The 24,736-nt window shown below is 64.8% G+C and carries 19 protein-coding genes; 6 read left to right on the forward strand and 13 right to left on the reverse strand.

The window, feature by feature from the left end; genetic code table 11:
• Positions 1 to 107 precede the first annotated feature (107 nt).
• A complete protein-coding gene (locus tag OPV09_RS15235) occupies positions 108 to 731 on the forward strand; it encodes an XrtA/PEP-CTERM system exopolysaccharide export protein (RefSeq protein WP_425323992.1) in 624 nt (207 codons plus the stop codon).
• Between the two features lie 200 nt (positions 732 to 931).
• Entirely contained in the window at positions 932 to 1,678 is a 747-nt protein-coding gene (locus OPV09_RS15240) for an N-acyl amino acid synthase FeeM domain-containing protein (RefSeq protein ID WP_034748381.1), read from the forward strand.
• Between the two features lie 4 nt (positions 1,679 to 1,682).
• Here OPV09_RS15240 and OPV09_RS15245 read toward each other — a convergent pair whose 3' ends face one another.
• Genes OPV09_RS15245 through prsT form a run of 3 tightly spaced genes read right to left on the reverse strand, consistent with a single transcriptional unit; the run spans position 1,683 to position 7,714 of the window.
• The gene (locus OPV09_RS15245; RefSeq protein WP_319991710.1) at positions 1,683 to 2,459 is read right to left on the reverse strand and encodes a serine protease; all 777 of its coding nucleotides are present in this window, start codon (positions 2,457 to 2,459) and stop codon (positions 1,683 to 1,685) included.
• Positions 2,456 to 4,927, reverse strand: a complete 2,472-nt coding sequence (locus OPV09_RS15250) for a hypothetical protein (protein WP_338678658.1) — start codon at positions 4,925 to 4,927, stop codon at positions 2,456 to 2,458. Before OPV09_RS15250 ends, OPV09_RS15245 begins: the two co-directional genes overlap by 4 nt.
• A 3-nt stretch (positions 4,928 to 4,930) precedes the next feature.
• Entirely contained in the window at positions 4,931 to 7,714 is a 2,784-nt protein-coding gene (prsT, locus tag OPV09_RS15255) for an XrtA/PEP-CTERM system TPR-repeat protein PrsT (protein WP_338678659.1), read from the reverse strand.
• Positions 7,715 to 7,955: 241 nt separating this feature from the next.
• Between prsT and OPV09_RS15260 the strand changes: the two genes are divergently transcribed.
• Positions 7,956 to 9,284 carry a nucleotide sugar dehydrogenase gene (locus OPV09_RS15260; protein WP_338682305.1) on the forward strand — a complete coding sequence of 443 codons (1,329 nt, stop codon included), beginning with the start codon at positions 7,956 to 7,958 and terminating at the stop codon, positions 9,282 to 9,284.
• Positions 9,284 to 10,519: an SDR family oxidoreductase gene (locus OPV09_RS15265; protein ID WP_070301744.1), complete on the forward strand. Its 1,236-nt coding sequence runs from the start codon at positions 9,284 to 9,286 to the stop codon at positions 10,517 to 10,519. The genes OPV09_RS15260 and OPV09_RS15265 overlap by 1 nt, the downstream gene beginning before the upstream one ends.
• A gap of 100 nt (positions 10,520 to 10,619) precedes the next feature.
• On the opposite strand, the gene OPV09_RS15270 is transcribed toward OPV09_RS15265, so the two are convergent.
• Genes OPV09_RS15270 through OPV09_RS15280 form a run of 3 tightly spaced genes read right to left on the reverse strand, consistent with a single transcriptional unit; the run spans position 10,620 to position 15,282 of the window.
• Positions 10,620 to 12,110: a SpoVR family protein gene (locus OPV09_RS15270; protein WP_338678660.1), complete on the reverse strand. Its 1,491-nt coding sequence runs from the start codon at positions 12,108 to 12,110 to the stop codon at positions 10,620 to 10,622.
• Positions 12,107 to 13,324: a DUF444 family protein gene (locus OPV09_RS15275; protein WP_219329113.1), complete on the reverse strand. Its 1,218-nt coding sequence runs from the start codon at positions 13,322 to 13,324 to the stop codon at positions 12,107 to 12,109. The genes OPV09_RS15270 and OPV09_RS15275 overlap by 4 nt, the downstream gene beginning before the upstream one ends.
• 2 nt (positions 13,325 to 13,326) lie before the next feature.
• Positions 13,327 to 15,282, reverse strand: a complete 1,956-nt coding sequence (locus tag OPV09_RS15280) for a serine protein kinase (protein ID WP_338678661.1) — start codon at positions 15,280 to 15,282, stop codon at positions 13,327 to 13,329.
• 256 nt (positions 15,283 to 15,538) lie between these two features.
• On the opposite strand from OPV09_RS15280, the gene OPV09_RS15285 reads away from it, so the two are divergent.
• The gene (locus OPV09_RS15285) at positions 15,539 to 16,720 is read left to right on the forward strand and encodes a S1 family peptidase (protein ID WP_257620420.1); all 1,182 of its coding nucleotides are present in this window, start codon (positions 15,539 to 15,541) and stop codon (positions 16,718 to 16,720) included.
• A 167-nt stretch (positions 16,721 to 16,887) separates the two neighbouring features.
• The gene (locus OPV09_RS15290; RefSeq protein WP_338678662.1) at positions 16,888 to 17,220 is read left to right on the forward strand and encodes a hypothetical protein; all 333 of its coding nucleotides are present in this window, start codon (positions 16,888 to 16,890) and stop codon (positions 17,218 to 17,220) included.
• A gap of 89 nt (positions 17,221 to 17,309) precedes the next feature.
• Here the strand turns inward: OPV09_RS15290 and OPV09_RS15295 are convergent, their stop codons facing one another.
• From OPV09_RS15295 to OPV09_RS15325, 7 genes are all read right to left on the reverse strand, one after another.
• Complete coding sequence (locus tag OPV09_RS15295; RefSeq protein WP_034748363.1) at positions 17,310 to 18,746, reverse strand: catalase; 1,437 nt, start codon at positions 18,744 to 18,746, stop codon at positions 17,310 to 17,312.
• 282 nt (positions 18,747 to 19,028) lie between these two features.
• On the reverse strand, positions 19,029 to 19,721 hold the full coding sequence (locus OPV09_RS15300; protein WP_338678663.1) for a tetratricopeptide repeat protein: 693 nt from the start codon (positions 19,719 to 19,721) through the stop codon (positions 19,029 to 19,031).
• A gap of 55 nt (positions 19,722 to 19,776) precedes the next feature.
• On the reverse strand, positions 19,777 to 21,873 hold the full coding sequence (locus tag OPV09_RS15305) for a bifunctional 2',3'-cyclic-nucleotide 2'-phosphodiesterase/3'-nucleotidase (RefSeq protein ID WP_338678665.1): 2,097 nt from the start codon (positions 21,871 to 21,873) through the stop codon (positions 19,777 to 19,779).
• Positions 21,874 to 21,962: 89 nt separating this feature from the next.
• On the reverse strand, positions 21,963 to 22,412 hold the full coding sequence (locus OPV09_RS15310) for a TlpA disulfide reductase family protein (protein ID WP_338678666.1): 450 nt from the start codon (positions 22,410 to 22,412) through the stop codon (positions 21,963 to 21,965).
• Positions 22,409 to 22,876, reverse strand: a complete 468-nt coding sequence (locus tag OPV09_RS15315; RefSeq protein WP_319991698.1) for a DUF3299 domain-containing protein — start codon at positions 22,874 to 22,876, stop codon at positions 22,409 to 22,411. The genes OPV09_RS15310 and OPV09_RS15315 overlap by 4 nt, the downstream gene beginning before the upstream one ends.
• Before the next feature lie 10 nt (positions 22,877 to 22,886).
• Positions 22,887 to 24,065 carry an FtsX-like permease family protein gene (locus tag OPV09_RS15320; RefSeq protein WP_338678667.1) on the reverse strand — a complete coding sequence of 393 codons (1,179 nt, stop codon included), beginning with the start codon at positions 24,063 to 24,065 and terminating at the stop codon, positions 22,887 to 22,889.
• Positions 24,062 to 24,724 carry an ABC transporter ATP-binding protein gene (locus OPV09_RS15325; RefSeq protein WP_034748349.1) on the reverse strand — a complete coding sequence of 221 codons (663 nt, stop codon included), beginning with the start codon at positions 24,722 to 24,724 and terminating at the stop codon, positions 24,062 to 24,064. Before OPV09_RS15325 ends, OPV09_RS15320 begins: the two co-directional genes overlap by 4 nt.
• Positions 24,725 to 24,736 lie beyond the last annotated feature (12 nt).

Below are 24,736 nucleotides of genomic sequence, written 5' to 3' on the forward strand. Positions count from 1 at the left end.
ACGCCTCAAGGTTCACTTGCCGGGTTTTAATAATCATAGGAAGTTCGCGGCCCAGGCTGGTTCTGCGGGGCCGGCCATGGACGCGCATCGACTCGAAGAGGCTCCGCATGAATCCATTTCGCCGTGCATTTGTCTGCAACACGCTGGTCCTGGCGGGCGCCGCCAGCCTGCTGGGTGCCTGCCGCATGCGCCATCCGCTGGCGCCTTCCGACGACAGCGCCCCCATGCACGATTACCTGATCGGTCCGGGCGACTCCGTCAACATCATCGTCTGGCGCAATCCGGAAGTGTCGCTGACGGTGGCCGTGCGGCCGGACGGCAAGATCACCACGCCGCTGGTCGAGGATTTGCCCGCCAGCGGCAAGACATCGACCCAGCTGGCGCGCGACATCGAGCAAGCCTTGAGCAAGTTCATCCAGCAACCCGTGGTGACGGTGATCGTCACGAATTTCTCGGGACCGTATGGCGAGCAGATCCGCGTCATCGGCGAGGCGGCCAAGCCGCAGGCGCTGCCGTACCGGCTGGGCATGTCGCTGATGGACGTGCTCATCGCCGTGGGCGGCATCACCGATTTCGCGGCCGGCAACAAGGCCAGCATCATCCGCGTGCGCGAAGGCAACCAGCAGCAGTTGAGGGTGCGGCTCGACGATTTGCTGAAGGAAGGCGATATTTCGGCCAATGTCATGATGCGGCCGGGCGACGTGTTATTGATACCGGAAAGCTTTTTTTAACAGCAAGCTTATCAATATCAAAACAGCAATTATATTTGCCATTTTGTACTTATAGACAAATTTCATCGTGTTATTTTGCTATCCAAAGGTAAATTTCTTCTGTTTTTTTAGCTATTGCTGGGAACTTCTCCAGTTTTTCTCTTGTCACAAGGCATTGGCTTCAGTCCGTCTCGACGGCTGCCGATGAACGTGAGGACAAGATGAGCTTTGAAGATGAACCCATAATTTCCTTCGACACGCCAGGCAACTTCAGTGATCTGGTGGTGGGCGAGGGGCAGATCGACCCGGCCATGGAGCATGAGCTCGACCTGCAGCGCTTTCATATCCGCATGGCCAATTCGCGTGGCCGGCGCGAAGCGGCCAGTTTGCTGATCCGCAAGATGTACGGCTGGCGCGGCTATGCCGTCGATCCCTGCACCGCGCATGCGCTGAATAAAATCACGCTGTTCGCGGAAACGGCCGGCACCACCGTCGGCACCATGACCTTGTGCCTCGATAACGACGAGACGGGCTTGCCCGCCGATGAAAACTTTCGCGACAAGCTCGACGTCCTGCGCGAGCAAGGCCGGCGCCTGTGCGAACCGTCGCGCCTGGCCATCGACAAGGGCGTAAGCAAGCGTGTGTTTGCGGCGCTGATTCATATTTCTTATATCTATGCCCACAATATTCACGGCTTTACGGATTACGTGATTGAAGTCAACCCGCGCCACGTGGTGTTTTACAAGCGCATGCTGGGTTTCCAAGACTTCGGCGGCGAGCGCGAGTGCACGCGCGTGGGGGCGCCGGCCGTGCTGCTACGGCTGGACCTCGATTACATGGGGGCCCAGATCCGTAAATTCGGTGGCCTGATGGAACAGCATGGGGGTGAACGGTCGTTTTACCCCTTTTTTTTTCCGACATGGGATGAGCCCGGTATTACCGGCCGGCTGAGGCAGGGGCGCAACTGACGATTCATTTATTCTTCAGCAAGATCGCCTGCATGTGGCTGCCTGGAATCGCGTACGTGATGCCGCTGGGCGCGCTGATGGCGGCCTCTTTGAGGCCCTTGACGTACACCATGTTGACGATGCCGTAGACGAGACCGGTCTCGGGATCGAACAAGGGGCTGCCGCTGCTGCCCGGATACGCCGTCGCGTCCAGCTGGAACACGGTGTACGGCGCCTTTTGCAGCTGCGCCAGGCGCCGCACGTCGAGGCGCTGGGCGTTTTCGCTGGGCATGACCACCGGTGTCAGCGATGACACGGTGGCGCGGTGCGTCACGTGGCGCAGTCCGAGCAAGGTGCCCAGTGGAAATCCCGTAAAGGCCATGGCCTGGCCTTCGCGCACCGTGGCCGCGTCGCCCAGCGCCAGGGCGGGCAGGGGCGCGCCCGCCAGGCGCAGCAAGGCCAGGTCGTGTTCCGTGTCCAGCGCCTGGACCTTGGCGGGGCGAAATTGCGTTACTTCGCCCTGGCCCGTGAGTATGCCGATGACTTCGTTCGGATTGGCGTCAAGCAGTTTCTGGATCACATGGGCGCAAGTGAGCACGCTCAAGCCGTCACCGGTCACGAAACCCGTGCCGATGAAATTCATCGGTGGCGTGCGCGTTTTTTGCAGGCTGCCCACGCCGACGATCGATGGTTTGATGCGCGCGATGGTTTGCGCCAGCGGCGCATCGGCGCGGCACGGCGCGCTGGCCAAGGCCAGGCAAAACACGAGGGCGGACAAGCATGTAAACGGCAGGGCTTTCATGGCGGCGCACTTTCAACGTGAGGAGGTGGCACGGGCTGCAGCAGCGCGCACAGCAGCATCAGATAGCAGAGCAGGGCGATGCGCGGCACGTCGAGCAGGCTGTCGAACAGGCCGACGACGAGAAAACCCAGCAGGGCGGCGGCGCAGGCCAGCGCGCCTGCATCGCCGCGCGCGGTCTGGCGCAGCAGGCGGTGGCCGGCCAGAACCAGCAGGGCCAGCAAGGACAGGGCGCCGCACCAGCCCGTTTCTATCAGCAAATGCAGTGCCATGCTCTTGATATGCCACGGCAAGTGGTGGTGGTCGCTGCTGAAAAACCAGTAATTATTGGCTTGCGTAAAGCTCCCGTTGGCGATCAGTTCCTCGCCGCCCGGTGCGCGCAAGCTCAGATTGTCGACTTCGAGCACGGACGAGGTGGCCGTGCCGCTGGCCGCCAGTTCCAGCTGCACGGGCGGACGCAGCAGCCAGGCGCCCGCGCCCAGCCAGGCGCTGTCGAACGGCACTTCATAGTGCTGCCATCCCTCCGGCGGGTTGCCAGGCGGCGGCGGGCGCAGGCGCAGCGGAACGTTCACGCAGCCCTGTGCGTACAGCAATTGCCGCTGGCACAGGCGCGCCAGCAGCACGGGCATGGGTCCCGTGCGTCGCACGTCGAGCGCCAAAGTGTAGCGCGTGGCGGGCTGCACGGGCAGGCGCTGCAGCAGCCGCAGCAGCTCGCCATAGCCGGCGCTGTAGCCGGGACTGGCCAGGCGCACATAGCGGTTTCCCTCTTCGTCCGCATACGCGATGCTGGCCGGCACCTCGCGCTGGGGATTGTGCCAGTAATACGTGGCGGGAAAGCTGCCGCTACCCATGCCGAACAGGCGGTCGCCCCAGTCGGGCGGCTGCATGGCCAGCGCCTGCCGCCAATGGCGCAAGCGGCCTTGCATGTCGAAGGCCGTGGTGGCGAAACGTTCGGTGGCGTAATAGCTGGCCGACACGGGTATGGCCAGCAGCAGCAGGATGCCGGCCGCGCCCGCGATGCTGAGGCTGGTCCGGTCCAGCCGCCACAGCGGCGGGCGCAAGCGTCCGTTGCACAGCATCAGCATGGCCAGCAGCACGACCAGGCCGGCCGGCGGCAGCGCCGGCGGTCCCGCCCAGTGCCAGCCTATCCAGGCGAGATTGCACGCCAGCATGGTCCACGCCATCATCGCCAGACCCAGCCTGGTGGATACCTTGCCAGCCTTGCCGCCGGCACTATCGGGCCACAGCGCGCCCACCAGCAGCACGGCCGCCAGCAGGAACAGGAAATACGGGCCTTTCAGCCAGCCGGCCGTTTGCTGGCCGGACGGTTCCGGCCACCAGGCGGCCAGCAAGCCTTGCAGGCACAGCGCGCACAGCACGCTGGCAGGCGCCAGGCGCCACGGCAAGGGCCGCGCCGCCAGCACGAAGCTGGCCGCGAGCAGGACGACGGCGGCCAGCAAGCCCCGGTAGCCGGCCAGGCTGAACATGTACACGAGCAGGACGGTGCCCAGGCCGGCCAGCAGCAGTCTCAGCAACACGCCGCGCGTGGGCGACTGGGAAGGGACGCGCCGCGCCGCGCCGGGCGCCGTCCGCAGGGTTTGCCAGAATCCCAGCAGCATGGCTGCGGCCAGTGCCGCGTACAAGCCCCGTGAAAAGGTCGTGAACGCCGCGTGCAGGGCCAGGGCCAGCAGCAGCATGGCCAGCGCCGCCTGCCAGCGGCTGCTGGCGCGCGCCAGCCACAGCGCGGCAAACGGTAGGCTCAGGGCCAGGTAGCCGTCCAGCGCGGCGCCACCCGTGTGCATGGCGGAAAACGGTGCCGTGATGCGGTAGTCGCTGGACAGGTTCGACAGGCCGGGAAACACGGTCCGTTCCCATAGCGCGAACAGCGTCACCATGGCCAGCCCGGCCAGCATGCCCGGCAGCGCATAGCGGCGCAAGGCGGACGCGGACGCATCGCGCAGCAGCAGCGGCAACAGCAGCATGCTCCAGGCCCAGGCCTTGCCCAGCCGCAAACTGTTGTAGGGGCTCAGGTAATTATCCCAGGCATTCAGGTCGAGCGGCGCCAGCGGCAGGACGCCGCGCAGCAGCGCCGCCAGCCAGGCCAGGCTGCACAGCAGCAAACAGGCGCGGGCGGCCGGAGAAAGCCGCGCCGCTGCCGGGTGGGCCGGTCCGCCCAGGCGCCAATAGCCGCAGGCCACGGTCAGCAACAGTAGCACGTCGATTTCTTCGAGGAAGAACCAGCCCGTCCACGGCGCCAGGTCCAGCACGGGCAGCAGGGCGGGCACGCAGAACAGCCAGCAGGCGGGGCGCCAGCACAGCAGCAGGAAATATGCGGGCAGCAGGGCGGCAAACAGCAGGCCGGGCCAGCCGTGGCCCAGCGGATAGTGGCGCAAGGCCAGCATGCAGGCCGCGCCCGCCAGCAGGGCCAGCGGCCGCGCTGCCAGGCGGGCCATGGCAGCGTGCACAGCCATGGCCTACAGCTGGGTCAGCAAGGCCTGCGCCTCGGCCCGCTGCGGAAAGTCCTTGTTGGCGGCCAGCAGTTGTTCCAGCTGCTTGCGCGCGCCGCCCTTGTCGCCCGATTTCGCCAGGGCCGCGCCCAGGTGGTATTGCACTTCGGGCGACTTCGGCGCCAGTTCCGCCGCCTTGCGCAGCAGCGCCGTGGCGCGCTTGACGTCGCCTTGCTGCAGCACGATCCAGCCCAGGGTGTCGAGCACGGCGGGGTTGCCGGGCGCCAGCTTCAGTGCCTGCTCGGCCGTGGCCTGCGCGCGCGGATCTTTTTCCTGCTGATACGCCCACGCCAGGTCGTTCAACGCCACCACGTTATCCGTGTCCTTGGCAACGACATACTGGAAGTGCTCGATGGCGGCGCGGTATTGCTTGGCCGCCAGCCGGGTGCCCGCCAGGTAGGTGCGCGTCGGCAAGTCTTCCGGATGCTCCTTCAGCCAGGTGGCCATGCGCGCATCGGCTTCGCGCTCTTGCCCGGAAGCCTGCAAGGCGCGGTACAGCTGCACCTGCAACGGGCCGATGGGGCTGATGCCGAACGCGTGCTGGTACAGCTTGACGGCTTGCTGCGGCAGCTTTTGCTCCATCAGCACGTCGCCCTCGAGCTTGTAGCCGGCCGCCAGCTTCGGCTGCTCTTCCTGCACTTGCCGCGCCACGGCCAGCGCCTCGCGCTGGCGGTTCAGGTTCAGCAGCATGGCCACTTCGACCACGCGCGCTTCGAGCAGGGTCGGATCAAGCACTTGCGCCCGCTTGACGGCTTGCAGCGCATTCTGGTGGTCGCCCAGCGCCAGGTGCAGGCTGGCGATGCGCATTTGCAAGGGCGCGGACGTGGTCTGTATGCTGGCCAGCTTGTTGTAGCTGTCGAGCGCGGCCGGCGCCAGGCCGGCGCTGTATTCCACCTGGGCGCGCAAGGCCAGCGCATCGGCGTCGCCCGGATGGCCCGTTTGCAAGGTGCGCGCCAGTTCCAGCGCCTTGTCGGGCGCGCCCGTCTTCAAGTAGAAGTTACTGAGCAGCAGGGCTGGCGCGACGGCATCGGGATTGTCGCGGTGGCCCCGCTCGAGCCAGCGCCGCGCCTCTTCCGTCTTGCCCTGCGACGCGGCCAGCTTGGCCAGCGCCGCGCACAGGTCGGCATTTTTCGGCGCCTTCGTCAGCGCCTTTTCGAAACGCTGTTTTGCCTGCTCCGGCTTTTTCTCGGCCAGGTCGATCTGCGCCAGGTTGTTCAAGGCGGGCAGGTAGACGGGGTCCATGCTCAGCGCTTGCTCGAAACTGGCGCGCGCGGCCGGTAAGTCGCGCAAGGCCAGGTAGACGCCGCCTTTCAGGTTCAGCAGCAAAGGATTCGTGTCTTTCTGCTGCTCCTCCATCATCTTGACGCTGGCCAGCGCCTTGTCGTTCTGCTTGTTGCGCAGCAAGGTCATCACCAGCATGGTGCCCGCTTGTGGCGTGCTCTTGTCGAGCATGCTGGCGCGTTCCAGTTCATTGATGGCGCGGCTGTTCTCTCCCATGCCCAGGCGGCTGATGCCCAGCGCCGCATGCAGCTTGGCCGTGTCCGGCGCAAGGGTACTGGCCTGTTCGAAATACGCGGTCGCCTTGTCGTAGCGGCGCGCGCGCAAGTGGGCTTCTCCGGCCAGCGACAGCAATTCCACGTCTTCCGGGAAGGCGGCCAGCATCGGTTGCAGCAAATCGATGGCGGCGTCGGTCTTGCCACGCATCAATTCGATCGACGCCATCATCTTGACGGCATACAAATGCCTGGGATACACGGCCAGGAAGCGCCGCAAATAGTTTTCCGCCTGCGGCGGCGAGCCGAGCGCCAGCTGCACGGCCCCGGCCAGCAGGATGGACGGCATGTGGTCGGGTGCCGCCTTGAGTACCAGCTGCAAGGCTTGCAAGGCCGCCTTGTTCTTGCCCTGGCGAAAATCGAGCAGCGCCTGGGCTTGCAGCAAACCGAGGCTGTTGGGCGCCGTCTTGCGCGCCGTGGCCAGCTGGGCCGACGCTTCCGCGTAGCGGTTTTCCACGATATCGAGGTTGGCCAGGTCGATGTGCGCCTGGGTATTGTCCGGTTTGATATTGAGGATCTGCATGTAGGCGAGCCGCGCCGGGCCGTTCTTGCCTTGCAGGCGCAGCAGGTCGCCCTGCAGGCGCAAGGCGTCGAGGTTGGCGGGCGCGCTTTTCAAGGCTTGCGCCAGCAGCAGCTCGGCCGCCGGCACCTGGTGGTCGAGCGCCGACAGGCGCGCCAGGCCCAGCAATGCCTCGACCTGGTCGGGATGGGCTTCGAGCAGGCGCGAGTACAGGGCGTGCGCCTCGTCCTGGCGGCCCAGGGCCAGCAAGGCATCGCCGCGCAGGGCCAGCACGCTGGCCGGCTGCGCCGCATCATCGGCAATCTCGGCCAGTACCTTGTCGAACTGGCCCAGCATCAGCCAGGCCTTGCCCAGCAGGGGCATCACTTGCTGCGATGCGAGGCCCAGCGACTTTGCTTTGCGCAATTCCTTCTCGGCAGACAGCGCTTCGCCCGTGTCGATATAGATGCTGCCCAGCAGCAAGCGGGCGGCCGCATTGTCCGGCTCCTTTTGCAGCAGGTTCTTCAACTGGATGATGGCGGCCCGCGATTCGCCTTTCTGGCGGTACTGCTGTGCGTCGGCCAGCAGGCTTTCGCTGCTCTGCGTGCCGTGGCAAGCCGTCAGCAGGGGCAGCAGCAAAGTACAGCACAGCGCAACGGCCGGCAGGCCAGGGAAAGGGCGGGGCAGGGTAAAGGCCATGGAAATCTCCGGTAGCGGCGTGCGTGGACGATTAGCCGATTCGCGATGGGCGATGGGCATGGCCTAGCTTAAAAAGATGGCCGCAGGACTCCTTGATTGCGCTCAACAAGCCGCTGATTGTCCGCGCGCATGCTGGCCGCCGGCCCGTGTTTCTTGTTCCCGCTCAAGAATGGCCCGATTGGCAACCGTAGAATTTCCCGGACGGCGATGCTCGTGCCGCAACCATTCGGAGCACATGCATATGGATAGCAAGGTGGAAAGCAACGCGAATAGCAAGGTGATTGGCAAGGGCGGCGTGGTGGCGGTGGTGGGGCTCGGTTACGTGGGCTTGCAGCTGGCCGTGGCGTTTGGCATGCGCCAGCGCACGATCGGATTTGACTTATCGGCACGCAAGGTGGAAAGCTACCGCAGCCATGTCGACCCGACCGGTGAAGTCAGCACGGAACAGCTGCGCGCGGCGCAATGGCTGAGTGTCGGCTGTGATCCGGCCGAGCTGGAACTGGCCGATTTCATCGTCGTTGCCGTGCCCACGCCCGTCGACAGCGCGCACAATCCCGATTTCTCGGCCCTGGCCGGTGCCAGCGCGGCCGTCGGCCGGCACATGCGGCGCGGCGCCATCGTCATCTACGAGTCCACCGTGTATCCGGGCGCCACCGAGGAAATCTGCATCCCTATCCTCGAACAGCATTCGGGCCTGCGCTGGAAGGAAGACTTTCATGTGGGCTTTTCACCCGAGCGCATCAATCCCGGCGACAAGGACCATACCCTGCACAGCATCCGCAAGGTGGTCTCGGGCGACGACGACGCCACCCTGGACCAGGTGGCCGCCCTGTACGAAGGCGTGGTAGAGGCCGGCGTGCACCGGGCGTCGAGCATCAAGGTGGCCGAGGCGGCCAAGGTGATCGAAAACACGCAGCGCGACCTGAACATCGCGCTGATGAACGAACTGGCCATCATCTTCGACCGCATCGGCATCGACACCCTGGAAGTGCTGCAGGCGGCGGGCACGAAATGGAATTTCCTGCCGTTCCGGCCCGGCCTGGTGGGCGGGCACTGCATCGGCGTCGACCCATACTATTTGACGCACAAGGCGGAAATGCTGGGCTACCACCCGCACGTGATTCTGGCCGGGCGCCGCATCAACGACGGCATGGCCAAGTTCGTGGCGGAAAAAACCATCAAGGAAATGGTGCGGGCCGGCTTCAAATTGAAAGGCTCGCACGTGAACGTGCTGGGCCTGACCTTCAAGGAAAATTGTCCGGACCTGCGCAACTCGAAAGTGGTCGACATGATCCACGAACTGCAATCGTACGGCGTGCAGGTGCACGTGCACGACCCCGTCGCCGATGGCCGCGAAGCGCTGGAAGAATACGGTTTATTGCTGGAAAGCTGGGAACAGCTGCCGCAGGCCGAGGCCATCATCAGCGCCGTCTCGCACCAGGCCTTGCTGGCCCGTCCGCTGGCCGATTTCCAGGCCAAGGTGCTGGAAAACGGCTGTTTCATCGACATCAAATCGCATTTCGACCCCCGGCCGCTGGAAGACGGCGGCCTGCACGTGTGGCGGCTGTGATGGCGGCCGACACCTTCGATCGGGCCGCAAACGCGGCGCGAAGCGCCTCCGCTGGCGATCCGGCTGCCGGCGCCTATGCGCAAGCCTGCGAACAACTGAACAAGGAACCTCGGCGCTGGCTGGTGACGGGCGTGGCCGGCTTCATCGGTTCGCACCTGCTGGAAACCTTGCTGAAGCTGGGACAGGAAGTGCGCGGCCTCGACAACTTCATGACGGGACACCGCCACAATCTGGAACAGGTGCGCGCCAGCGTGGGCGAGCAGGCGTGGCAGCGCTTCACCTTCATCGAAGGCGATATCCGCGACCCGCAGGCATGCGCGCGCGCGTGCGGCGCGCCTGCACCGGTGCAGGCCACCTGCAGTGGTGATGGTGAGGCAGACGCAGGTACAGATACGACCGCTGGCGGCGGCGTCAGCAGCGGCAGCTTGGCCGAGCGCGGCCGTGCCGGTGCGGGCGGCCCCGTCGCCGCGGTCGATTTTGTGCTGCACCAGGCGGCGCTCGGTTCCGTCTCGCGTTCGCTGGAAGACCCGCTGCTGTGCCACGCCGTCAATGTCAGCGGCTTCCTGAACATGCTGGCCGCGGCCCGCGACGCGGGCGTGCGGCGCTTCGTATATGCGGCCTCGAGCGCCACGTATGGCGACCATCCAGCCCTGCCGAAAGTGGAACAGCACATAGGCGCGCCGCTGTCGCCGTATGCTTTGAGCAAATATGTCAACGAACTGTATGCGCAAGTGTACGCGCGCTGCTACGCCATGCAGACGGTGGGGCTGCGCTATTTCAATGTCTTCGGTCCGCGCCAGGATCCGCTGGGCGCCTATGCGGCCGTCATTCCCCGCTGGATCGCCGCCATGCTGGATAACCAGGCCGTGCACATCCATGGCGACGGCGCCACCAGCCGCGACTTCTGCTTCGTGCACAATGCCGTGCAAGCCAATATCCTGGCCGCCACCGGCACCGACCCGGCAGCCGTCAACCAGGTCTACAACGTGGCCGTCAACGCCCGCACCAGCCTGACGCAGCTGCACGCCGCCATGCAGCAGATGCTGCTTGCCGCCCGCCCGCAGCACGTGCCGCTGGCGCCGCACTATGGCGAATTTCGCGCCGGCGACGTGCGCCATTCGCAGGCGGACATCGCCAAGGCGGCCCGCCTGCTCGGCTATGTCCCCACGCACAACCTGGCGCAAGGCTTGCGGCAGACCATCGCCTGGTATGTGGAGCAGGCTGAACGGGCTTGAATGGCAAGCTTGCCACGCGCTAGGCATATGCTGGCCAGGTACACTCCGATATCCGCCCGACCGCCCGATCGCCTGCCGTTCAGCGTTCAGCGTTCAGTGTTCAGTGTTGCGCAGGCGGCGCTGCCGGCATGGTTGACGCAGGCGACGCGGGCGGCTCCGGTACGCCTTCGGTCTTGCTGCGCAGAACCCGGGGCGTGCCGCGGAAATCGGCTGTATGCAGGGTGACGGGACGGCGCCAGACGCGGGCGATGTACGCCAGCACCTGTTCCGCCCGCTCCAGGTCGAGGCCGCGCCCGTCGCGCTGGTGATCGTGGCGCAGTACCAGGCTGCCGTCGTCGTTGAGCAGGGTGACGGCGATACACGGCGCGCCATAGTTGTATTTGGGCGTCAGGATGGCTTCGCGGATGGCCAGCAAGTCGCGGCTGGCCATTCGTGTTTCGCCATCGCGGTGGCTTTCATGCACGAACAGGCCCAGGCGGTCAGCCAGTTCCCCATCCAGATAGTTGCGAATGAAACTGCAGTCGTCGTCGTCGCGGCAAATCTGGCGCGCCCGCGCCAGTCCTTGGCGCTCGATGATGTGTTCCCACATGCAAAAACCCAGGTGATACGGGTTGACGGCCAGCGCCTGCTGGTGCTCGCCCGCGTAAGGGCGCACCACGTCCGAGTGCGACTTGATGGCGGACAGGTACAGGGCCGGCGGCAGGAAGTCGGCTTCGCGCAGCAGCCGCGCATGCCAGTAAGAGGCCCAGCCTTCGTTCATGATTTGGCAGGCGTACACGGGATAAAAGTAAAACGACTCTTCGCGCACGGCCAGGAAAATGTCGCGTTCCCAGTTAGCCAATTCCGGCCCATATTGCGCAATGAACCAGAGTAAATCGTATTCGGGCTGCGGCGGTACGAGCGGGCGCTGCGCCAGCCGTGCCCGCGCCGCCTCGTGCGCCGCCAGCGCCGCTGCTTCACCGGGCAAGCGCTGGTAACGCCGCGCAAAAGGATCCGCAAAACGATCGTCTGCGCCAGCCCTGTCTTGCGTGCCAGCGACACCGGCTGGCCCGGATAGCGCGCCATAGGGCGGGCGGTGCAGCTCGGCATGGATGTCCACGTGCTGCTCCAGCGCCAGTGCCGCGTCGAGCACGGCTTCCACCTGCTCCTGTCCGTGCCGCTGCAGCGCCATTTCGAGACGCTGCGCCCGCGCCGCGCTTTGTTCCAGGATGTGCTGGCCCGCCATGGCGCCGAAACGCAGGAACAGGGCATTGCGGCTGGCGAAGTCGGCGTGGCCCAGCACATGGGCCGTGACGAGGGTGTTTTCGGCCACGGAATTGTGCTCGGCCATGTAGGCATGGCAAGGATCGCCGGGAAACATGACTTCGAACATATGCGAGTTGCCCATCTTTTGATGCACGAGCTGGTGGATGTAGCGCACGCCGAACGACCAGTGGCGCATGCGCACGGGCAAGCCATAGATGGCGATCTCGGCCATGAAGCTGTCCGGTACCAGCTCGAACTCGACCGGCGCAAACTCCAGCCCTAGTTCCCGCGCCAGCGCTTCGATGCGCGCCGCGTAGCCATCCAGGTTGGCTGTGTCAGGCGTCATGCCGTTTCCTCCGTATCGGCCGCCTCGTGCTGGAAAAAAGTGCGGATGGCCGCCCAGATATCGTCATTCCTGCTGAGAATGCTGCTATGCAAGGGCAAGCCGCGCCGTTCCTGCTCGGCAAACAAGCTGTGCATTTCCGTTTCCAGGCTGCGCGGCACGCCGGGCACGGTTTCCACATAGCCCATATAGTTGAGCAAGGCGGCCAGTTCACCGAGGGCCAGGCTGGCCGCTCCCCGGTCTTCGCTAAAATTCTCGCCATCGGATGCATAGAACAGGTAGGCGTTGTAGCGTCCCGGCGCGTAGTGTTCCTGCAGCAATTCGCGGCTCAGGCGAAAGGCGGTGGACGCCATGGTGCCGCCCATGCCATTGACCTGGAAGAACTCGGCTTCGGAAAATTCCCAGGCCCGCGTCGTATGCGCGATAAAGCGCGCTTCCACGCGCGCATATCTGCGGCGCAAGCCCTGCAAGGCAAAGAAAAAGAAGGATTTGGCCAGCTTGCGCTCGGCCTGCGCCATGCTGGCCGATACGTCCAGCACGAAAAACACGACGGCATTCGTGCTGGGCCGTGGCTGTTGCAGTACCTGGCGGTAGCGCAAGTCGTCATTGGTGAAAGGCACGGGTTGCGCTTGCAGGGCGCGCCGCTTGATCGCTTCCTTGACGGTGCGCCGCCGGTCCAGCCGCGAACGGGCGCCATGTCGGTCCAGGCCGCTACGCACGAGCCGTACGTCGTCGATAGCGCCCAGGTGGCGCGGTTTCAGGTGCGGCAGCTCGAAAGCGTCCCATAGCCAGTCGAGTATATCGTCAATGGCAAACTCGAGCAGCAGGCGCACGGCTCCCTCGCCATCGCCGCCTTCGCCTTGCGTTCCGGCCTCGCCCGTGGTGGCGGGACGGGCTGCGCGCAGGATATCGCCGGGCTGGCCGCCACCCTGGCCCGCGCCCACGCTGTTGCGCGCGGGCGCCAGGCGGAAACGCGCATGTTCGAGCAGGTGCATGGGTACTTGCACCGTGCGCTGCTGCGGCCCGCCGATCAGGTCAGGCGTGGCGATCAGTTCGGGCAAGTACGCCTGCACGGCGTCGCGCACTTTCTGGTTGTGGCGGAGCCAGTCGCGCGCGCCACGCGAGAACAGCCCGTACCAGGGGCGGGCCAGGGCAGGCGCGGACGATCCCACTGGACTATCGTGCTTGGCGCTGCCTGGCGAGGTCGTGGCGGACATGGTTATTCCTGCGCCAGCAAGGTGGTCACGTAGTTGAGCGCTTCGCGCGCGCTATGGGCGTCATAGCCATATTCGTCGACCAGGCGCTGTTCGACGGCGGAGATCCTGGCCCGCACGTCGTCATCGGGCCGCTTGGCCGAACCCACGAGGCGCAGCACGTCGCGCCGCTGCTCGAACAGATATTGCTGGATGGCGTCGTGCAATTGCGCATGGCTGCCCAGGCCAAACGCCTCGCCCCGCTTGAAGGCGCTCATGGCCTTGCGTACCACTTCTTGGCGGAACGATTGCTTGCCCGAGTCGCTGATGTGGATTTTCTCTTCCACGGCGCGCAGGAAGCGCTCGTCGGGACGGCGTTCTTCGCTGGTGATGGGGTCGCGGATCTGGCGGTTGTCGAGCATGGCTTCGACTTCATCGAGATATTTGTTCAGCAAGTCTTGCGCTTCCTGCTCGAACGACACGAACAGGGCCTTGTGCACGTCGGCCTTGACCCAGCGGTTATAGAAATCCTTGCGTGTGAGCACCAGGTAATCGACCCACTTGCGCTTGCGCCGCGGTTCGATGCGCGCATCGCTTTCGATGCCATCTTTCAGGGCCAGCAGCACGTCCATGGTGGACAGGCTGTTGCGCTGGGCGGAAATGATGGCGTGCGACAGGGCATTGATGACGAAACGGGGCGAGACGCCCGACAGGCCTTCGTCGGGCGACTTGTCGCGCTCGCGCACGCGGCGGATGTCGGCATGCTGCAAGTCGTCGACGTCTTCGTCGGCATACACGCGCAGTTTCTTGACCAGTTCGGCTTCCTTGTCGTCGCCCTCGGGCAAGCGGCTGAGGATGGCAAACACGGCCGCCGCATGCAGCACGTGCGGATCGAGGTGCACGTCGCGGAAGGCGGGCGCGGCCGCCTGGATCAGCTTGCGGTAAATGCGCGCTTCTTCGCGGTAATTGAGCGTGTACGGCACTTGCACGATGACCATGCGGTCGAGCAAGGCCTCGTTTTCGCTTTCTTGCAGGAATTTGCGAAATTCGGCCAGATTCGTGTGCGCGAGGATGGTTTCGTCGAGGTAAATCAGGGGAAAGCGCGACACCTTGACATTCTTTTCCTGCGTCAGGGTCAGCAGCAGGTAGAGGAATTCCCGCTTGACCTTGAGGATCTCGATCATTTCCAGCATGCCGCGGCTGGCCGCATACACGGCGCCGGACCATGACCAGGCGCGCGGATCGCCTTCGTCGCCGTACTGCGCCACTTTCGACAGGTCGACGGAACCCACGAGGTCGGCCAGGTCGGCCGTGGTGGGATCGTGCGGCGCATACGTGCCGATGCCGCAGCGGCCCGCCTCGGACAGGTGGATGCGCTCGACGGGCATGCGCAGGAAGTCGCCCGCGTACTGTTCTTCCAGGCGGGCGCGGCAATGGGGACACAGTTCGCCGTGCAGCTCGGCATCATAGCTGGCGCGAAAGTCGGCGCGCATGCTGTGCGGCACCAGGTGCAGCGGCGATTCGTGCACGGGACAGCCGGCGATGCCGTACAGCGCGCCTTCGCTGCTGTGGCTGTATTCTTCCAGCCCCCGCTTGAGCAGGATCACCATGGTCGACTTGCCGCCCGACGGCGGACCCAGCAACAGCAGCATGCGCCGGCCCACTTCGGAGCCGGCGGCGGCCGCCTTGAAGTAGGCGGCGACGCGGTCGATCGCCTCGTCGATGCCGAACAGCTCGTCGTCGAACAGGCGGCAGCGGAAACGTCCGGCATCGTCCGTCTGGCCGTTCCAGCGCATCATGTCCCACAGGTACTGGTGCGCGCTGCGCGTCAGCAGAGCCGCGCGGCCGGGCAGGATCTGCTCGATGAAGTCGGCAAAACTGCCGCGCCATGGACTGATGCGGTGTTTTTCCGCCCAGGCCGCCATGCCGTGCATAAAACCGGCATGTTGGTCCGCAGGCGCGTCGTCGGATTGGCGTGTCATACCAGGGCTCGTCATTGTTCCCCCATCCATACCGTTGCTGCCGTGGAGCAGACCCAATTCCAGCCTGCCAACCAAGTATACGGCGCTGCCTCTGCCCGCACGCCTGATCTCGCTCAACCTTGACGAGGGAACTATTTTTATCCTCGCTGCCCCCGCTGGGACAGGGCGGCCATGTGTCGGCGCGGTTCAACCCAGATCAATACCGGCCCGCGCGGCCAGCCCACACTGGTGTTTCGGAACGACCCACGAGGAGAGCATGATGATTGGCAACGAGAATGGTTTCAGCGCCCCGCCTGGCGGCAGCGGCAGGGGACAAAGCGCGGACGATGAAGAGGCCGTCGGCCAATTTGCCGCCCCCGGCGAAGACGACAATACGATCGAGAGCGCGTCCGTCTCGGACATGCCCGACGCCTTGAGCGGCGTCAGCATGGAATTGCTGGAAATCAAGCGCAGCATCGAAGACGGCATGCGCCAGTCCATCTCCCAGGCGGCCGGCGTGCGCGCGGCCGATGCCTTCAGCGACGGCGGCAATATCCAGGGCGTGTCCATCGGCCTGGGCGAGGGCGCCAGCGACAGCTCGTCCGGCGAGCCGGGCTTGCCGGCCCTGACCCTGTACGTGGCCGAGCCCACTTCCGTCGACCGCGCCAAGGCCGCCATCGTGGGCGCAATGGGCGTGCGCGCCGTGTCCAGCGACAGGGTGCCCGTCAATATCGTCGTCACGGGCGTGATCGATGCGCAGCCGCACCGTTTCCGCTTGCGCCCCGCGCCGGGCGGCGTGTCGGTCGGGCATTTCCGCATCACGGCCGGCACCATCGGCTGCCTGGCCGTGGGGCGCAGCGCGCCGCGCAACAGCCGCTTGATGATCCTTAGCAACAATCACGTGCTGGCCAATTCCAACGGCGGCGTCTTCAACGACTGCATCGTGCAGCCTGGCCCCATCGACGGCGGCCGCTGTCCGCAAGACCAGGTCGCTGTGCTCGAGCGCTTCGTGCCCATCAATTTCAGCGGTGGCGTCAATTTCGTCGATTGCGCCACCGGCTGGGCCTGGCCAGACAGGGTGCGTCCCGAACTGGTCTACCTGAGCGGCGGCGTGCCCGCGTACTTCCGCATCAGCAATGCGCTGGTGGCGCCCGCGCTGGGCATGATGGTCGGCAAGTCGGGCCGCACGACGCAATTGACGCAAGGCCGCATCACGGGCCTGGGCGCCACCATCAACGTCAATTACGGTGGCGGCAGGATCGCGCTGTTCCAGGACCAGATCGCCATCACGGGCGTGAGCGGGGCGTTCAGCGCGGGCGGCGATTCCGGCTCCTCCATCTGGACCTGGAACCAGCAGCGCAATCCCGTAGGCTTGCTGTTTGCCGGCGGCAATAACATCACCTTTGCCAACCAGATGCGGCGGGTGGTGGTGGCGCTCGACATCAATTTGTATACTTGAACCCTCGAGGAGACGGCGCGGCGCAGGTGTCGCGCCGCCTCGTCCTTGTATAACGCTGTTTTTTGCACGATGATGATGGTATGAGCGACAGCAGCCATGTGCCCGGCGAACGGCGCTGCGGCGCCCGATGGCCGGGTGTATCATGGAAGGCATCAGGAGGGTGGGTCATGTCAAACAGTAAATTCGCACAATCGCCGTATGGCGTTTTCGAGGACGCCGCCATGCCGTATTTGCCGGATGAGACGCCTGGACAGGGCATGGGGCAATATGCTCCTGCCGCGCCCCAGGGCCGGCTGGAAGCGGCGAAGCGGCGCAACGAGCGGGCGCTAATGGCCATCGACGGCGTGGAAGGTGTCAGCGTGGGACAGACGGCCGTGGGCAAGGAAGCGCTCGTCGTGTATCTGCGCGACTCGTCCGTCAAGCGGCGCGTGCCGTCTCAGGTCGAGGGTTATCCGGTGGAAACGAGCATCACGGGCCAGATCGATATCCAGCGCTGGTAGGCAGCAAGCGGGCCTGGGCACCTTGCCGCGGCGGAGCGTTGCGATAGAAGACCTGTTGCCAGGCCTTCCATGCAGTCTTGCAGCCTGCCTTATTTGCTCAGGCGGCCGATCGCTTCGGCCACGCCCGCGCCATAGGCGGGGTCGCACAGGGTGCAGTTGCCGATGTGGCGTTGCTTGACTTGCTCCGACGCGCCCGAGATGGCGCGCGCCGTGTTGTCGAACAAGGCTTGCTGCTGCGCCGCGGTCATCAGGCGGAACAGGGCGCGCGGCTGCGAATAGTAATCCTCGTCGACTCTGTGGTTCCAGTGGTCGGCCGCGCCTTCGATGCTCAATGGCGGCTCGCGGAAATCGGGCTGCTCGGCCCACTCCTGCTCGCTGTTCGGTTCATAGCCCAGGGTGCCGCCCATGTTGCCGTCGACGCGCATCTGGCCGTCGCGGTGGTAGCTGTGGAACGGGCATTTCGGCGCGTTGACAGGGATATGGCTGTGGTTGACGCCAAGGCGGTAGCGCTGCGCGTCGCCATACGAGAACAGCCGGCCTTGCAGCATCTTGTCCGGCGAAAAGCTGATGCCGGGCACCACGTTGGCCGGGTTGAAGGCCGCCTGTTCCACTTCGGCAAAGTGGTTGTCGGCATTGCGGTTCAGTTCCAGCACGCCTACTTCGATCAGCGGATAGTCGCCGTGCGGCCACACTTTCGACAGGTCGAACGGGTTGAGGTGATACGTGCCTGCCTCTTTTTCCGGCATGATCTGCACGTACAGGGTCCAGCGGGGGAAATCCTTGTTTTCGATGCTTTCGTACAGGTCGCGGTGCGAGCTTTCGCGGTCCTTGCCGACCAGTTCTTCGGCTTCGGCGTCCGTCAGGTTTTGAATCCCTTGCTGGGTTTTCAAGGTGAACTTGACCCAGAAACGCTCGTTTTGCGCATTCAGGAAGCTGAAAGTGTGGCTGCCGAAGCCATGCATGTGGCGGAAGCTGCGCGGCAAGCCACGGTCGCTCATCACCACCGTGACCTGGTGCAGGGCTTCAGGCAGCGAGGTCCAGAAATCCCAGTTGCTGTTGGCACTGCGCAAGCCGGTGCGCGGGTCGCGCTTGATGGCGTGATTCAGATCGGGAAATTTCAATGGGTCGCGCATGAAGAAGACGGGCGTGTTGTTGCCGACCAGGTCCCAGTTGCCTTCTTCCGTGTAGAACTTCAGGGCAAAGCCGCGGATATCGCGTTCCGCGTCCGCCGCGCCCCGTTCGCCGGCCACCGTGGAAAAGCGCGCGAACATCGGCGTTTTCTTGCCCACTTCGCCAAAGATTTTCGCCCGCGTGTAGCGCGTGATGTCGTGCGTGACGGTAAACGTGCCGTACGCACCGGAACCCTTGGCATGCATGCGGCGCTCGGGGATGACTTCGCGGTCGAAGTGGGCCAGCTTTTCCAGGAACCACACATCTTGCAGCAGGGCGGGGCCGCGCGGGCCGGCCGTCTGGATGTTCTGGTTGTCGGGAACAGGCGCGCCAAAGGCGGTGGTCAGCTTTTTCATTGGACTCTTTCTTTCATGGCTAGGCAGAGCAATGGACGCACCGGCGCTACTCAAACACTGGCTGGGTTGAATGAACACTCACCGGGGCTGGTCCAGAGTAAAATTTCTAAAATGCAAACCAGTGTAAACTTTTTTATGCGGGATGGCTTGCCGCGCCGCCCGAGCAAGCTCAGGCGGCGTCCTTGCATCATAAGCGCTGAGTAGCTGCCGCTCCCGCACGCTTGCAAGTTGCAAGTATATAAAGGCAGGCTTCGATCACGCCACTGGCCTTTTGCCCAGTTTTTAAAACTTGTTCCAGTTGTTATGCCGGTGCTCCGTCGCTTCCTTCATCAGGTGGCCGGCGCGCAGGGCGTCGTCGGCTTGCACCGTCATGGCCAGTTCCTGGATGGCGGGCGGGTATTCGTGGTGGGCCGCTTCTTCCAGCAGCGCATGGCCCTTGGCCGGGTCGCGCGGCACGCCGCGGCCTTCGCGGTAGGCGTTGTAGAGCAAAAACATGGCGTGCGGATTGCCCAGCTCGCTCGCCTTTGCCAGCCAGCGCGCCGCCTCGCTTTGATCTTTGGGCACGCCTTCGCCATTCGCCGCCAGCAGGCCCAGCATCAGGGCCGCCTTCGCATGGCCTTGTTGCGCCGCTTGCCGGTACCATAGCCAGGCCTGGCCAGGCGTGGCCGCGCGCAGCATCTGGCCCAGCTCGAAGGCCGCTTCCGTGTCGCCCGCGCGGGCCGCCTGTTCGAACAGGCTCAAGGCTTCGGCGCGGCGTTCGGGACGGGGCTGGTAAATCAGCGCCAGTTCGCGTTCGGCGACGGGCATGTCCTTGCCGGCCCAGCTGCGTACCTTGCGTTCGGCCTGGTGGTCGCCCGCCTGGCGCGCATGCATGGCGACGGCTTCGATTTCCGCCGCCGTGGGCGGTGGCGACGACTGGCAGGCGGTCAAGAACGTTGCCAGCACGACGGCGGGCAGGGAGAGTGGATGTTTCATCTGGATCAGCTTTCATCAAGACAGGCCGGAACCGCCGCGGTTCCGGCCATGGACCTTATTTGCTCAGGTCGATGCGGTACTTGGCGAAACCGCTGGCGTCGAGGCCGCCTTCGGCCGCCACGTTGGCGATGCCGCTGCCTTGCGCCAGCGCCAGATGGCCCGGCGCCGAGCGCAGGATCACGGGACCGGCCGTGGCCGTCTTGACGAAGCTCCAGCTGCGCGCACTGCCATTGGCCGCCAGGGTCACCTTGCCGCCCTTGGTGCTCAGCGACGCCAGGTAGTTGCTGACCACGGCCTGGTTCGCATCGGGCGACTTGATGATGGTTTTGCTGCCGTCGATGCCGGGCACGGCGCCGCCGCCACCGGCGCGGTAGTCGTTGGTGGCAACGATGAAGTCATCGCCGTCGGCCACGGGCGCACCCTTGTACGTGAGGTTGACGATGCGGCTGCCCGGCTTTTTCGTCACGTCGATCTGGTACGTCAGCGCATTGTTTTCCGCGTAGAACACGTCATAGTTATAGATCGTGCCATACGACGGCACCAGATCCTGCTCGGCGCTGCTGGCCGGGTCGATCTGGGCAAATTGCTTGGCCGACGTTTCCAGCCATGCTTTCAAGTCCGAACCCTTGATCTTGACGGCTTGCAGGTTGTTATTGCTGTACAAATACAAGTCGCCCGGATTGCGCACTTGCAAGCCGACCGGTGCGGCCGGCGTCGCGCCCGCGGCCACGTCCGTGAAGTCCGATGGTCCGTTGCGGCCCGCCTTGAACGGCGCGCTGCACGAAATCACGGGGATATTCTTGTAGCTGGCCAAGGTGGCGTCCGTGCTGGTGGCGATGAAGTTCTTCACATAGTCGAGCTGCGCCTGGTTCACCAGCTGGATGGCGCTCACGTCGCCCACCAGCGCAAAATAGGCCGACATCTCGAAATCCGTGCTGATGCCCAGCGGCTGCTTGGCGTAGGCGATGGTGGCCGCGTGCTCGGTGGCAACGAGTGGCGCGATGGCCGGATCGGCTTTCACGAGAGTCGTGCCATCCGTGTACTTGAAGCCGCGCGATTCCACCGTCGTCTTGGCTGGCTGCACTACCCACTTGCCGCTTTGATACACCATCGTCAGCTTGATGATGCCCAGGCGGCGGCCCCAGCTTTGCGCCATGACGGTCGGTACGCCGTTCACAAAGCCGTTGACGGCGTCGATCTTCGCGCTGGCGGGGAAGGCGGCAAACGAGGCGTCGAGCGCGGCCGCGCCCACTTCCTTGCCTTTCGGGAAGATCAGGTGCGAATGGCCGATCATCAGTGCATCGATGCCCGTGGTGGTCAAATGATAGCTGCCGTTTTCCATCTTCGGGCTGTAGGCGCTCGTGTCCAGGCCGCCATGTGACAGGGCCACGACGAGGTCGGCGCCCTTGCTGCGCAATTCCGGCACGTACTGTTTCGCCGCTTCCTGCACACCCGTCACGCTGACCTTGCCAGCGAGCACTTTTTGATCCCATTCGAGGATTTGCGGCGGTACAAAGCTCAGCACGCCCACATTGATTTTGACGGTCAGCTTGCTGCCATCGGGCGCCGTGGCGGCGAAATCGCGCGGCAGCACAGTGTAGGGCTGGAAAATGGGCTTGCCGCTGGCCACGCCGACGACATTGCTCAGCACGGAAGGGAAGGCGGGCGCGCCACACGTGCCCGTCGGCTTGGCCACGCCGGGAATGCCGAAATCCGTGTTGGTGATCTGGCTCAGGTAAGGCAAGCCGTAGTTGAATTCATGGTTGCCCATGCCGCCCGCATCGTATTTCAACGCATTCATGGCTTTATGCACGGCCAGGGTGCCGCTGCACGGAACGGGCGCGGCAACGGCCTGCAGGTCGGCCAGCAAGGTGCCCTGAATGACGTCGCCATCGTCGAGCAGCACATTGTTCGGATTTTCCGCGCGCGCCGCCTGGATCAGGGTCGACGTGCGTTCCAGGCCCAGGCTCGTGTCTTCGGCCAGCGCATAGTAGTTATAGCTCAACACGTTCGAGTGGATATCGGTGGTTTCCAGCAATGCCACGGTGACCGTCGTGCCCTCGGGAATGGCCGGCGCCGTGTTTGAACTGCCGTTGCAAGCAACGAGACCCGCACTTGCCAGCGCCGCCAGCATGACCCTATTTGTTTTCATTACCGCCCTCGCAGAGATTCAAAGGACGCGACTGTAACGCCGCCATGTGACGCGGCGATGACAGCCGTGCAAGGCGCATGGATACTGGCTTACGTGCAGGCGGCCACGGTCTTGGCCAGCCAGGCCGCATCGACGGGTCCCAGGCGCCGCGTGCAGATCCGATGTTGAGAAGTCAGGATCACTGTGTACGGCAAACCCTTGATTTGATTGCCAAAGGTTGGCAGCAAGGCGGGTAAAGCCAGGGCTTGGGGATAGCTGGCCCGGTGCTGCCGCAGGAACGCTTGCGCGGCCGCCCGCGTATCGATGGCAATGCCGATGAAGCGGAGTTTCTGCTGCTTGGCGGCATGGGCATGTAATATCGGCAACTCCCGGATGCAGGGCAGGCAGTTGCTGGCCCAGAAGTTCAGCACCACTGGCTGGTTCTGGAACTGGTCGAGCTTCAGCCGGCCATCGCCATCGAGGCGGGCCAAGTCAAAGGATAGCGGCGCGGCAGCCGCATGGCTGGCCAGCAACAGCAATAGCGCCGGCCAGCGCGTCATTGCGGCACCACGGCCGCGTCCGTCATGCGGTAATACAGGCCCATGGGATCGCTGGCCAGCACTTTCAGCTTGCCTTGCACGATGAACGGCGCATAGCTGAATTTCACGGGCGTGCGGCTTTTGATCTCCACCACGCCTTCCGGACCGGCCGGCAGGCAAAAGGGGCAACTGGCCGAGGTGACGGTCAGCAGGAAGTGTTTCTGCTTTTGGCCTGGTTCCAAGGGCATCATGAAGCCTTGCACTTTCACGTCCGTATTGTCGAGCGCGCTGATTTCCGGCGTGTATTTCGGTACCATGCGGCCTTTTTTCGCCTTGATCGTGGTGGCCTTGCCCAGCAGTTTCCACGACACGACGCCGGGCAAGTCCGTCAAGGGAGCGAAAAACGACGGTGGTTCGTCGGCGGGGGCGGCGAAGGCAGAGCCGGCCAGCAGCAGTCCAGCGCTCAATATCATGATGTTCAACATTTTTTTCCTTTCAGGAGCGCGCCAGGGTGGCGGCGATATCGGTGCGGTAGGCGCGTGCAGCGGGAATGGCGGCGGCCAGCAGTCCCACCGCCACGGCAATAACGGGCAGCCAAGCTTCACCGGGCGCGATGCGCCACGCTTGCAGATTCAGTTGCTGCATCGATTCCAGCAAGCCAACACCGGCATGGCCCAGCAGCCAGCCTAGCGCCGCGCCCGTCAATGACAGCAGCAAGCCTTGCGCCAGCAGCAAACGCAGCAGTTTGCCGGGCGAGGCGCCCAGGGTGCGCAGGATGGCCAGGTCCGTCTTGCGCTCTTCCAGCGCGCCATACAGCGCCACGAACAGCGACAGGGCCGCCACCAGCAGCACGCCGGCGGCAATCGCCCGCAGCACGGCGATGCCCACGCCCAGCAAATTGAATAGCCGTGCCGCCTCGAAAGCGGGCTGGGCCGCCTGCAGGCGCGGCTGGCTATTGACCCAGCGCGGCAGGCTGATGGCGGCCAGGGGCGAAGCGTATTGCACCAGCACGGCCGTCAATTCGCGCTGGGGCGCAGTTGCCGCTGGTTCATCCGGGTCCGTTTCGTGCACCCGCCACACGGAAGCGACGGGCGTGACGATCAATCGGTCGAGCACGGTGCCCGTGGGCGCCAAAATGCCCGTTACCGTGTAGGGCGCGTGCTCGTGCACTTCGCCGCCGGAAGCCAGGCCGTGCGAGCCGGCAAAGCGGGCGCCGAGGGTGGCGCCTGTTTCACGGGCCGCCTGGGCGCCGAACACGGCTTGCATCGGTTGCGCGAACAACTTTCCTTGCGCCAGCTGCGCGCCGTAATGGTCGAGCAGCGCCGTGGTGCTGCCGACGATGCGCACACCGTGGAAATTGTCGCCCAGCGCGAGCGGGATCGCGGATTGCACCAGCGGCTGCGCGGCCAGCGCCGCCAGCGCGCTGTTGGGAATGTTACCGGTTGGAATATCGGCGTGATACACGGACGACAGGATCAGTTGCAAGGGCGAGCCCTTGGCGCCCACCACCAGGTCGATGCCCTGGGCATCGCGTTCGGCGTGCTCTTCCAGCTGGCTGGATACGCCGAGAATGAACGTCATCATGGCGATGCCGATGGCCACCAGCAGCAGATTCAGGCTGGACGCCAGCGGCTTGTGGCGCAGGGCACGCCAGGCCAGGGTGGCCGCGTTCATGCCGCCACTCTGGAGCTGGAGCGGGGCAGGCGCAGCACGAGCGCATCGGGCATGGCGGCCAGCACCCTGGCGTCGTGGCTGGCAATCACCAGCGAGGCGCCAACTTGCTCAGCCTGGCTGGCCAGCAGGTGCACGACGGCGGTGCAGGCGGCGTCGTCGAGGTTGGCCGTCGGCTCGTCGGCCAGGATCAGCCGCGGGCGCATGACAATGGCGCGCGCGATGGCGGCCCGCTGGCGTTCGCCGCCGCTCAAAGCATATGGGTAGGTATCGAGCTTGTTGGCCAGGCCCAACTGGCCCAGCAAGCTGGCCGCGCGGGCCGGATCGGGCCGCTGCCCGCTGGCGTAGGCGGGCAGCAAGACATTGTCGAGCACGTTCAAGCTGGGCACCAGCGCCAGTTGCTGTGGCAGCAAGCCGATGGTGCGGCCGCGCCAGCTGTCGCGCTGGCGCGGCGTGAGGCCGGGCAGGGACTTGCCCGCCACTTCAAGGCGGCCCGCCTGGGGCGCCAGGATGCCCGCCAGCAAATGCAACAAAGTCGATTTGCCGGAGCCGGACGGCCCCAGCAGCAGTGCGTGCTGCCCGGCGGGCAAGTGGAATGCGTCGATATCGAGCACGGGGCTGGCATGGTCATAGCCATAGGTCAAAGAGGCGAGGTGGAGCATGGAATTCTTTCG

The sequence above is a fragment of the Janthinobacterium sp. TB1-E2 genome (assembly GCF_036885605.1).
In the GTDB taxonomy this organism is placed as follows: domain Bacteria; phylum Pseudomonadota; class Gammaproteobacteria; order Burkholderiales; family Burkholderiaceae_D; genus Janthinobacterium; species Janthinobacterium aestuarii.

Coding starts and splice junctions, on each gene's coding strand:
- OPV09_RS15325 (WP_034748349.1), bottom strand. CDS start 24,724: ATGCTCCACCTCGCCTCTTTGACCTATGGCTATGACCATGCCAGCCCC.
- OPV09_RS15235 (WP_425323992.1), top strand. CDS start 108: ATGAATCCATTTCGCCGTGCATTTGTCTGCAACACGCTGGTCCTGGCG.
- OPV09_RS15290 (WP_338678662.1), top strand. CDS start 16,888: ATGTCAAACAGTAAATTCGCACAATCGCCGTATGGCGTTTTCGAGGAC.
- OPV09_RS15240 (WP_034748381.1), top strand. CDS start 932: ATGAGCTTTGAAGATGAACCCATAATTTCCTTCGACACGCCAGGCAAC.
- OPV09_RS15265 (WP_070301744.1), top strand. CDS start 9,284: ATGGCGGCCGACACCTTCGATCGGGCCGCAAACGCGGCGCGAAGCGCC.
- OPV09_RS15305 (WP_338678665.1), bottom strand. CDS start 21,873: ATGAAAACAAATAGGGTCATGCTGGCGGCGCTGGCAAGTGCGGGTCTC.
- OPV09_RS15315 (WP_319991698.1), bottom strand. CDS start 22,876: ATGTTGAACATCATGATATTGAGCGCTGGACTGCTGCTGGCCGGCTCT.
- OPV09_RS15280 (WP_338678661.1), bottom strand. CDS start 15,282: ATGACACGCCAATCCGACGACGCGCCTGCGGACCAACATGCCGGTTTT.
- OPV09_RS15295 (WP_034748363.1), bottom strand. CDS start 18,746: ATGAAAAAGCTGACCACCGCCTTTGGCGCGCCTGTTCCCGACAACCAG.
- OPV09_RS15245 (WP_319991710.1), bottom strand. CDS start 2,459: ATGAAAGCCCTGCCGTTTACATGCTTGTCCGCCCTCGTGTTTTGCCTG.
- OPV09_RS15250 (WP_338678658.1), bottom strand. CDS start 4,927: ATGGCTGTGCACGCTGCCATGGCCCGCCTGGCAGCGCGGCCGCTGGCC.
- OPV09_RS15285 (WP_257620420.1), top strand. CDS start 15,539: ATGATGATTGGCAACGAGAATGGTTTCAGCGCCCCGCCTGGCGGCAGC.
- OPV09_RS15275 (WP_219329113.1), bottom strand. CDS start 13,324: ATGTCCGCCACGACCTCGCCAGGCAGCGCCAAGCACGATAGTCCAGTG.
- OPV09_RS15270 (WP_338678660.1), bottom strand. CDS start 12,110: ATGACGCCTGACACAGCCAACCTGGATGGCTACGCGGCGCGCATCGAA.
- prsT (WP_338678659.1), bottom strand. CDS start 7,714: ATGGCCTTTACCCTGCCCCGCCCTTTCCCTGGCCTGCCGGCCGTTGCG.
- OPV09_RS15260 (WP_338682305.1), top strand. CDS start 7,956: ATGGATAGCAAGGTGGAAAGCAACGCGAATAGCAAGGTGATTGGCAAG.
- OPV09_RS15320 (WP_338678667.1), bottom strand. CDS start 24,065: ATGAACGCGGCCACCCTGGCCTGGCGTGCCCTGCGCCACAAGCCGCTG.
- OPV09_RS15300 (WP_338678663.1), bottom strand. CDS start 19,721: ATGAAACATCCACTCTCCCTGCCCGCCGTCGTGCTGGCAACGTTCTTG.
- OPV09_RS15310 (WP_338678666.1), bottom strand. CDS start 22,412: ATGACGCGCTGGCCGGCGCTATTGCTGTTGCTGGCCAGCCATGCGGCT.